This window comes from Moorena sp. SIO3I8 (genome assembly GCF_010692325.1).
Lineage (GTDB): Bacteria > Cyanobacteriota > Cyanobacteriia > Cyanobacteriales > Coleofasciculaceae > Moorena.
In genome coordinates this window covers 1-9528 of record NZ_JAAHHW010000184.1, presented here as the reverse complement: position 1 = coordinate 9528, position 9528 = coordinate 1, and the positions used below count along the sequence as shown (strand labels likewise).

The following is a 9528-nucleotide window of genomic DNA, read 5'->3' as shown; positions in this document are numbered from 1 at the left end:
GTCGCTTGTCGGGAATACCTGCCTGAGCGCTGGAGCGTCCTATGGTGCTGACAATTCCCAAAGTCACTGTATTATCTAGCCCTAGGGGGTTACCAACAGCAATAGCCCAATCTCCAACCTGAACTTGGCTCGAATCCCCTAGAGAGGCAATCGGTAAGGAAGTACCGTCAATTTTGACAACAGCTAAGTCGGTGAATTCATCCACACCCTTGACTTTACCATTAAACTTGCGCCCATCCTTGAGGGTAACGGTTACTTTATCTGCATCTTCCACAACATGGGCATTGGTCAGTAGGATACCACTATTGTCAATAATAAAGCCAGAGCCTTGACCTTGTAAACGTCTTTCTTGGGGAATTTGGGTTGAAAAGTCATCACCGAAAAAGCGCCGGAAGAAGGGGTCATCAAAAAAGGGATCGACACGCCTGGAAACTGTGCGCTCGGTGTCAATACGCACCACTGCTGCTCCAACCCGATTGACCGCTGCTGTTACAAAACTGCTATTACTAGCTTGCTGTGGATTCAGCAGTTGTTGGGCGATCAGTGGGGGAGTTACTGAGTCTGTGCTGGGTACAGGAGCAGCCTTGGAGGGAGATACACGATAAACGCCAACTGTCAATAAGACTCCAAGTAAGATAGCCAAGAGATAGTTACTAATTGAGCGAAGCCAAATCGAAAATTTAGTTGATGACATAGTATTATCGTATTCTTCTGGTTAATTTTGGGGAATAGTATTGCTAAGCCAATCCCACCACCTTTAAGCATGGGATTTACTTGGCGGCTAGTGGTTACTAGTCAGTTGTTGCTGACCCTTAGCATTAACCCCTAACTCAAGTCTAGCTTCCCTGAGATTCCTCCCACCCACAGCCAGGAGTGGGTTTCGAGGCAGATTTTTAGGATTGTAGATTAGTTGCTACAAGCATCTAATCGCTCTTTTAAGAGTTATTCCTATGACGTTGGTACTACCTGGGCTAGTTCCAGAAGATTGAGAGAGCTTGACCTCAAGGGGTGATCAGCCCAAGAGACCCGAACAAGTTAGGCTAAGAATTATCAATAATGATATACCCAGGAAGTTGGTTAACCTTGGACTAATAAAACTAATAAAACCGCTATGATCTCGAAAGATAGGGAATATGCCCTGACTCAAGAGCTGAATCACAACCATAGTCAACATACTCATGGTCACGTCCATGATGAAGAATCTCTGAGGCGAATTATCAATCGCCTGTCTCGAATCGAGGGGCATATTCGAGGGATTAAGACTATGGTGCAAGAAAGTCGCCCCTGTCCTGATGTTTTGGTACAGATTGCTGCAGTTCGGGGGGCTTTGGATAAAGTGGCACGAATTATCCTGGATGAACATTTAAGCGAGTGTATCGGTCGAGCCGCTGAGCAGGGCAACATTGAGGTAGAAATTGAGGAGTTGAAAGCGGCTTTAGATCAATTTTTACGTTAGGAGTCAGAGGCTCTATGCTGCTCTACAAACTGACGTAGCCTCAGCAAACTTAAGGTTTGACCCCAATTCAAGGGTAACAAAGACACCCCTTCTAGGCGAGATTGTACCCAACCATCTCCCCAATACCATTCATGATAACCATCAATTCCCTGACTCAAGAGCAGTCTTAAACAGTTCGACTGAACAAGCTCAACGTTGTGTTGTACTGCTACTGGCCCGATGGAAGAAGTAAAGGTCAATCCTAAATCTAGCTGTTCGGGTAACTCGGAAGATAAATTCTCCGGCCACAACCACTGGTGCAGTTGCTCCGTATAGAGCAGACTGTCCCGGATAACAGTGTGTGGTGCTTCGACTTCAATCCTCAGATGACTTTTTTGAAAGATTCCTAGCATTTTGGTTAGATCGTCCTTATTCGTAGGAAATATTTGTGATTAGTGTGAATGAACAGATGGGATAAATCCCGTCTGTTGTTTTCATCCCTAGGCTAAAGGGATAGGGCAAGCAAGGGGCTCGATACTTTCTCGATAATTTGTAAAATAAACATTAATTATATTAAGAAGTGTAAGAGTTTTCTATGGCTGACCAGTTAATTCGCGCCACAGCAGCTTCAGGGGGTATTCGCGCAGTTGGTGTGATTACTACACGCCTGACCGAAGAAGCTAGACAACGTCACCAACTATCCTATGTGGCAACGGCTGCCCTAGGTCGTACCATGTCTGCAGGTCTTCTGCTCGCTTCTAGTATGAAGCGAGCCGAGTCGAGGGTCAATATTCGGATCAACGGCAATGGTCCACTGGGTGGAATTATGGTGGATGCAGGATTAGATGGTAAAGTTCGGGGTTATGTAGATAACCCAGAGGTTGAACTGCCACCGAATAAGCAGGGAAAATTAGATGTGGGTGGTGCTGTTGGTAGGGATGGTTTCCTATACGTGGTTCGGGATGTGGGTTATGGCTATCCCTATTCCAGTACAGTAGAGTTGGTTTCTGGTGAAATAGGTGATGACATCGCTAACTATCTGCTAAATTCGGAACAAACCCCGTCAGCGTTGGTGGTTGGTGTATTTGTAGGTGCTCAAGGGGTAACTGCAGCTGGGGGGATTTTAATCCAAGTTATGCCTAAGGCAGCAACGGATGAGGCATTAGTTCAAACCTTGGAATCTCGCATTACTAAACTATCAGGTTTTACACCGCTACTGCAAGCTAACCAGACCTTACCAGAGATTTTTGAACAGTTGCTGGGGGATATGGAGCTAGTGATTTTTCCAGAAACCCAGATGCTCCATTTTAACTGTGGTTGCTCCTTTGACCGGATGTTGGGGGCTCTGAAAATGCTCGGAAAAGAGGAACTTCAGGATATGATAGAAAAAGACGGTGGAGCTGAGGCAACTTGTCATTTTTGCTCAGAGGTCTATCATGCCAATCCCGATCAACTCTCTCAATTGATAAAAGAATTGTAAACTGGGTAGCTACTGGACTTCCTATTGTAACTGGAAGATTAGAATCCTGACTTGTAAAGGATTGCAAGAAATATGGATCAGCATATAAACTCAACCAGAATTATAAGAACACTACTATAAGATAGGGTGTAGACTCTATATGTGTAAGGTGGGTAAAATCTCAACAACTGAGGTTGCTGTAAACAACCTGCTGTCTTGCGGTGTAGGGAGTGTGGAAGTGAATTATGACCAGAAATAGAGAATTTCCAGACCGTTGGCCAACGTCAAATGGTTCAAGTTCAGGTAAGTTTAATGGATGGCAACCTAACCATAGCGAACCGGTTACTCAACCGATCGTAAACTATCCTGACCTAGGAAACCCATCGACACAGCCCCCCCAGCAATCTGAAAAATTTGGGGTTGGTCAACCAGTAGCTAACTCTGGATTAAACAAATCACAAACTCCCCCGAGACAAGCTCGCTCAGGAAAAACTACTGGAGTAAAAAACCTCTTGCCTCACAGTTGGCAGTTTTGGTCAGCTTTAGTTGTGTTGCTTTTCGGTAGTGCTGGATTTGCTTCAGCAATGATGTTGTTGAGGTTGCCAGCTGTACCAAACTGCCGTGCTGTGTTTTGGCCAACGGCTTCAGCATCGATGCGCCTATCTTGTGCTCAGGTGGCAGCAAATCAGGAAACTGTCCCCCAGTTGCTAAAAGCGATCGCATTAGTCGATGCCCTGCCCGAAGATCACCCGTTACGCCCACAAGTTAACCAATATATAGAAGAGTGGTCACAGGCAATCCTGGAGATTGGGGAAGCTAAGTTTCAAGCTGGTCAGTTCAATGAAGCTCTTAAGATTGCTAAACGTATTCCTTCAAAATCTGTAGCTGGGGCGATAGTACAAAAACGGGTAAAACGTTGGCAGAAAATCTGGTCAAGGGCAGAGGGAGTTTATGAGCAAGCAGAAAAACAGTTGAGGTTATCAAACTGGAACTTAGCATTTCGCGAAGCAGTACGATTGACCTATGTGGACAATGACTACTGGGCTACGGCTAAGTATAACCAGCTAACGGATAAGATTAAAATGGGACGGGAAGACTCGGCTAAGCTGGATAAGGCTTATGAGCTGAGTAGAAGTGGCAATATAGAGAAGATTCTGAAAGCTATTGAAAAAGCTAAGGAAATCACAGAGCAAAGTTATGCCTACAAAGAAGCTCAGGATTTAATAAAAGACTCTGGCAACAAGCTGGTGGAGATTGCTCAGAACAAGCTAGAGCAAGGTAAATGGTCCGAAGTTCTTGACATTGCCTATAAACTTCCGGAAACCATTAAAGTACCTGAACTAAAATCTGATTTAATTGACCTAGCTCATGCCCTATCTCGTGCTGAGTCCGGTACAACCTGGGATTTAGAAGAAGCGATCGCATCTGCCCAAAAGCTCGGATCAGAACGTCCCCTATATAAGAAAGGGCAGCAATTAATTAGCCGTTGGCAACGAGAAGTAGAAGATGTGGCGCGACTAGAGCGAGCCCGAACCTATGCTACCTCGGGTTTAGCCAGTGACTTAAGACTGGCAGTGGCTGAAGTGGAACAGATCCCTCGTGGTAATCCCCGCTATCAGGAAGCACGGGACGAAATTCGAGATTGGACTCGTCAAATTCAGCTGATCGAAGACAGACCATTCCTGGAGCGGGCAACACAACTGGCTAGTTATGGGAGCATCGATTCTTTGCAAGCTGCTGTTCAAGAAGCCCGTAAAATTTCCCGAGGTCGTAGTCTTTACCAGGAAGCTCAAACTAAAATTAATCAGTGGTCTAGAAGTATCCAGCAGCAAGAAGACCAACCTTATTTAGACCAAGCACGCACTCTGGCAATCCGGGGTGATCTATATGCTGCCGTGGCAACTGCCGAACAAATTAAGGCAGGTCGGGCTCTGTACAATGAAGCCCAAAGCAAAGTCAGAAGCTGGAAGTTAGAACTTGAGGGTCAGCAGCGTTTACGGGAAGCTTACCAAATTGCTGAGGCTGGAACTCCACAAGCCCTAAGAAAAGCGATTCGAGTAGCTAGGCAAGTGCCAACCTCAACCAAATCCCGTAGCGAAGCGAGAACAGTAGTCAATCGCTGGAGTTACAAAATCCTATCCATAGCCAGAAGTCGTTCTGCCTATAACCTCTCTGAAGCAATTGCGATCGCAAACATCGTTCCGTCTGGTACTCGCCCTTACCAGGAAGCGCAACGGCAAATGCAATCATGGCGGAAGATTTTAGCCCCACCTCCTCCACCTCCTGTACCCGTAAGACGACCAAGACCGGTTCCGGTTCCATCTACCCCACAAGTGGTGATCCCGAAACCAGTTCCCTCTCCACCATCAGTGGTAAAACCACCATCACCACCAGCCCGCTCCTTCCCAATTGTGGTTCCACCACCGGAAGTTACCTCACCGTCGGGTATCGTAAAACCACCGACTCAGCTAGAGCCGCCTAGGTTTAATCCCCCCGCTGGTAGGAAGATTGAGTTAATTGATACTGACTCTTAAGAGTTTTCGAGGGTACTACAACCGGCTAGGATAAAACCTGTGGAAATTGGACATTAAAAATTATTAATATTAAATGGAATAAATTCCATTTAATATAGAATACTTTAACTTGTCATCAACCCTCAAATCCCGTCTTGACCAGTTCATTCACGCTCCCCAAACTGAATTCACCCTCATTCTGCTAATTCTACTTTCGGTAGTTCTAGTGGTTTTTGAAGCAAGTCTGGAGGGTGCAAGTTTCATTCATGGAGTGGTCTATGTAAGCGAAGAGCTACTCACGGGTATATTTATCATAGAACTAACGATCCGCTACCTAGTGGCAAGAAACAAACGTCGGTTCTTGCGTCACTACTGGCTGGATATTATTGCTGTGCTGCCTTTGTTACGGGCATTCCGCTTATTGCGAGTGTTACGGATGTTAAGGCTGCTCAGAGTCGGAATTTTGGTAAACCGTAACCTCAACCGCATCTCTTCCTCACTCGCTGCCAGTATTAGTGCTCAGATTGGAGTTTTTCTGATTATCGGCTTAATTACATTAGTCGGTGCTTTAGGGATTTATCTACTGGAGGGAGGACAGAATGAGTCATTTGCTTCCCTAAGAGACTCTTTATGGTGGAGTTTTTTTACCCTAATCTCAGGAGAACCTATTGGTGGTCAACCCCAGACTGATGCTGGACGTCTGATTACCCTCATGGTAGTAATTGGGGGGTTAACCATGTTTGCCGTCTTCACCGGTGTAGTGTCAGCCGTGATGGTGCAACGACTTAGAACAGTCATGGAGGTGAAATACTTGGAACTAGATGAACTGCGCAATCACATTGTTATCTGCGGCTGGAACCGAGGTGGTCACCTACTAATTGAGGAACTCCAGGCAGACTCTGAGCTCAAGCACTATCCAATGGTGGTTGTGGCAGAGTTTACCGACACACCAGAGTCGGAACTCAAGGGAGTTAACCGTTCCCAAATATATTTCTATATTGGTGATTACACGACTATTGATGTCCTCGAAAGTGTGGGGATCTATCATGCCTCACGGGCAATCCTCCTGGCTGATTCTACCCATCCTCGAAGTGACCAAGACCGGGATGCACGGACAGTCCTAGCGGCCTTGACCATTGAAAAACTCCAACCCGGAATCTACACTTGTGCTCAACTCCTTGACCGGAAAAACAATGTCCAACTGCGAGTAGCTGGCGTTGAAGATGTCGTTGTTGTTGATGAACTAGCCAGTCACTTAATTGCTACCTCAGCTCGGAACCTAGGGGCTGTGGACGTGCTGTCAGAGTTGCTAACTGTGCAAGTGGGAAACCAATTCTACAAAATTGTTTTACCACAGAGGTGGGTTGACATTTCGTTCTGGGAAGCTGCTCAGCGGTTGAAAGAGGAGTTTGATACAACTTTGATCGCCATAGAGCGCAATAGCAATGGAGATCGGGAAACCCTAATTAATCCCCCCAAAGATCAAACACTACTGTCTGGCGATCACTTAGTGATTATTGCTCGTAGTTTGCCGAAAATTGGGGTTCCAGTCCGGTGAAGTCTCAACTTTGCGGCAGGTTCTTATGGTGCGATCGCACGTTCGGATCGCCCTAGGGTTCACCATGAGTGGGAATTTTAAAACTAAATAGCCATAATTAATGACCAATGACTAATGTAACAAACTACCCAAAACTTCAGAGCTGCTTCGCTAAACTAACACCTAAAAACCAATTTCCAGGTGCTTGCACATCCTCACTATACAAAAATTGTTCGAAGATTTGTTTGAACTCCTCTTTAGAAATAGAACTATCAAGATTGAGATCGAGAGTTTCAAAAGCTTCCTCTATATGAGTTGTATCGATTTGGTAAGCTTGATAAAATAGTCTAAGTTCATCTATCACAATTTTGCCATCTTCATTGCCATCAATGAGCTTGATAAAGGCTTCAGAAAAATCATAATCCAAACGCTTATCGAGGCATTCTAACCATTCACTGAGTTCAATCTGACCATTCCCATTTAAATCAACTAAATCTTGTAACCATTCTCCAAAGCTGATCCAGGAGAAATACAAAAACTCATAATCTTTACTTCCTGGTTTCCAACCCCGGGCCTGGGCAATCTAAGTACAGGACAAAAAATGTAAAGATTGCCGAAAGTCGGCACTGGTTCCGCCGAGTGAGAAGCGAAAAGTTTTGACATTAGTTGTTTACAGAGCATATCGAATTGTGAATAACTGCGACCAAGATATGCCCACCTCCAAAATGCCTAACTTCACCGCAGGCACAATCTTTGTGGTAAAATGAACTCGTACACAGTTGTGTACTAACCAGTAGACATCAAGGGTTCTTTGAAGGTTTTTGCGAGATGAACGCATAGGTGTTGGTTTTACGCCGAAAGGCGCTCGTTACGATGTCCCCCAGAAGCATTGAAATTTGCAACCCCTTTGGTGGACGTCCCGGTCGCCCCGTGCGGATCACCTCATGGCAGATCTCAAACAGCAGGTTGCCATATCGTCGTTCTCCATCGGTTAAGAGATTGAGGCTTCCGGTTTGGTCAATCACCAACGCTCACGACTTTCAACCCCTGCTCAAATAACTGTTGGTCTTTCGGTCCACAGTGCAATTCCCATAGAAATCGACTGCCTCGCTCCATCAAGACCATTGTCCATCCGTGGTGATTCTGAAGCAGGTAGGTTTTTATCTACAATCGTCAACAGCTCATCTCCTTCTATCTCCTGATGAATAAACTGATGGAGCAGGGCATAAAGCATCAGGGTAGGTTTGAGACCCGCTAAACGTCTTTTCCAATCAATTACACTATTTTTTGACACACTGAAGGTTATAGCTGTGGCATTCAGCCCCATATTGACCCTTATGGCTTTAAGAATCACGGATTACCGACTCAGGGGAGTGGTCAGACCCGCCAGTGGCGGCTGCTATGGTCTCGCTGAAATAGATGTCACACTCTCGGCAATGATAAATCGTACGGAAACCATGGTTTTGAGTACTATAGCGGTGGTGAGGGTACACATCCTCACTCCCACATCCAGAACATGGGTAGGAAAATAGTTCGATCATACAACCACCATTGAGGAAAGGCTTCTATTAACTCCAGCATGCCCCTATTTCATGACCTGCAAGGCAAATCTCCTTCACATTCGACGGAACCAGTACCATTACGTCACATTTTCCAACTCTGCGGACAGCGCAGCGAGATCAAGTCCGAACTTTGGTCTACTCCTCCTGTTAATCAGCTAGTCTTTATCGGTTATCATTTAGATACCGATAAACTTCGCCAAAAGTTAAATAACTGCTTGGCTACTTCTGTTACTGTTTAATTTCATCTAATTCAAATTCATGACCTTAGGTAAGTCCGAACCCAACCAGATTGATAAAATTGATCGCAAATTACCAAAACTAAATACCACCCAACAACCTCTCGTTTCTGAAGAAGAGATGCGCCAAGCGGTACGGACTTTACTGTTAGGATTGGGAGAAGACCCAGACCGCGAAGGCTTGAAAGATACTCCTAAAAGAGTGGTCAAAGCCTTGAAATTTCTGACTTCTGGCTATCATCAATCTTTAGACGAACTCCTCAACGGGGCAGTATTTCACGAAAATACCAATGAAATGGTCTTAGTTCGGGACATTGACCTATTTAGCTCCTGCGAACACCATATCTTACCTATTCTCGGTCACGCTCACGTCGCTTATATTCCCGACGGTAAGGTAATCGGACTGTCGAAAATTGCTCGTATTTGTGAAATGTACGGACGACGTTTGCAGGTACAGGAAAGATTAACTGCCCAAATTGCCGATGCCCTTCAAGGATTATTAAAACCAAAAGGGGTAGCGGTAGTAGTGGAAGCAAGCCATATGTGTATGGTAATGCGAGGAGTCCAAAAACCTGGTTCTTGGACTGCCACTAGTGCGGTTAGAGGTGTATTTGCAAATGATCCAAAAACCCGTCAGGAGTTTATGAGTTTAATTCACCACAACCCTGCAATGCATTAATTGATTCGCGTGTCAGCGTGAGAGATGGGTATAAAGCTCATCTCTTTTTTTGATACAATGATTATCGTCATAAAAAAAAACTGCTTATGATTATTGCTGTCGCCACT

General features: G+C 45.2%; 9 protein-coding genes and 1 pseudogene. 6 read left to right on the top strand and 4 right to left on the bottom strand.

Annotated elements, in window-relative coordinates; all coding sequences use genetic code 11:
* The coding region (locus tag F6K51_RS33925; RefSeq protein WP_293029492.1) for a trypsin-like peptidase domain-containing protein at positions 1-694 on the bottom strand (694 nt) is incomplete at its 3' end.
* A 417-nt stretch (positions 695-1111) separates the two neighbouring features.
* Between F6K51_RS33925 and F6K51_RS33920 the strand changes: the two genes are divergently transcribed.
* Complete coding sequence (locus F6K51_RS33920; protein ID WP_293029489.1) at positions 1112-1456, top strand: metal-sensing transcriptional repressor; 345 nt, start codon at positions 1112-1114, stop codon at positions 1454-1456.
* On the opposite strand, the gene F6K51_RS33915 is transcribed toward F6K51_RS33920, so the two are convergent.
* Positions 1453-1848 carry a hypothetical protein gene (locus F6K51_RS33915; RefSeq protein WP_293029485.1) on the bottom strand — a complete coding sequence of 132 codons (396 nt, stop codon included), beginning with the start codon at positions 1846-1848 and terminating at the stop codon, positions 1453-1455. The two genes, F6K51_RS33920 and F6K51_RS33915, sit on opposite strands and share 4 nt — an antisense overlap.
* Positions 1849-2030: 182 nt before the next feature.
* Here F6K51_RS33915 and hslO point away from each other — a divergent pair, with 182 nt between their 5' ends.
* The 3 genes from hslO (at position 2031) to F6K51_RS33900 (ending at position 6965) form a co-directional block, all read left to right on the top strand.
* A complete protein-coding gene (gene hslO, locus F6K51_RS33910) occupies positions 2031-2915 on the top strand; it encodes an Hsp33 family molecular chaperone HslO (protein ID WP_293029480.1) in 885 nt (294 codons plus the stop codon).
* Between the two features lie 224 nt (positions 2916-3139).
* Positions 3140-5428 (top strand): chromosome segregation ATPase, encoded by a 2289-nt coding sequence (locus tag F6K51_RS33905; protein ID WP_293029477.1) that lies wholly within the window; start codon positions 3140-3142, stop codon positions 5426-5428.
* Positions 5429-5537: 109 nt separating this feature from the next.
* On the top strand, positions 5538-6965 hold the full coding sequence (locus F6K51_RS33900; RefSeq protein ID WP_293029474.1) for an ion transporter: 1428 nt from the start codon (positions 5538-5540) through the stop codon (positions 6963-6965).
* Positions 6966-7101: 136 nt separating this feature from the next.
* Here F6K51_RS33900 and F6K51_RS33895 read toward each other — a convergent pair whose 3' ends face one another.
* Both F6K51_RS33895 and F6K51_RS33890 read right to left on the bottom strand, forming a co-directional pair.
* Positions 7102-7479: an EF-hand domain-containing protein gene (locus F6K51_RS33895; protein ID WP_293029471.1), complete on the bottom strand. Its 378-nt coding sequence runs from the start codon at positions 7477-7479 to the stop codon at positions 7102-7104.
* A 135-nt stretch (positions 7480-7614) separates the two neighbouring features.
* Positions 7615-8485: pseudogene (locus tag F6K51_RS33890) on the bottom strand (IS1 family transposase).
* 38 nt (positions 8486-8523) lie between these two features.
* Here F6K51_RS33890 and F6K51_RS33885 point away from each other — a divergent pair.
* Together F6K51_RS33885 and folE are read left to right on the top strand one after the other, a co-directional pair.
* Positions 8524-8745, top strand: a complete 222-nt coding sequence (locus F6K51_RS33885; RefSeq protein WP_293029468.1) for a GTP-binding protein — start codon at positions 8524-8526, stop codon at positions 8743-8745.
* A 19-nt stretch (positions 8746-8764) separates the two neighbouring features.
* Positions 8765-9421, top strand: a complete 657-nt coding sequence (gene folE, locus F6K51_RS33880; RefSeq protein ID WP_293029465.1) for a GTP cyclohydrolase I FolE — start codon at positions 8765-8767, stop codon at positions 9419-9421.
* Positions 9422-9528 lie beyond the last annotated feature (107 nt).

Excerpts from the sequence above, each read along its gene's own strand:
- hslO (WP_293029480.1), top strand. The coding sequence starts at position 2,031 with ATGGCTGACCAGTTAATTCGCGCCACAGCAGCTTCAGGGGGTATTCGC.
- F6K51_RS33920 (WP_293029489.1), top strand. The coding sequence starts at position 1,112 with ATGATCTCGAAAGATAGGGAATATGCCCTGACTCAAGAGCTGAATCAC.
- F6K51_RS33905 (WP_293029477.1), top strand. The coding sequence starts at position 3,140 with ATGACCAGAAATAGAGAATTTCCAGACCGTTGGCCAACGTCAAATGGT.
- folE (WP_293029465.1), top strand. The coding sequence starts at position 8,765 with ATGACCTTAGGTAAGTCCGAACCCAACCAGATTGATAAAATTGATCGC.
- F6K51_RS33885 (WP_293029468.1), top strand. The coding sequence starts at position 8,524 with ATGCCCCTATTTCATGACCTGCAAGGCAAATCTCCTTCACATTCGACG.
- F6K51_RS33915 (WP_293029485.1), bottom strand. The coding sequence starts at position 1,848 with ATGCTAGGAATCTTTCAAAAAAGTCATCTGAGGATTGAAGTCGAAGCA.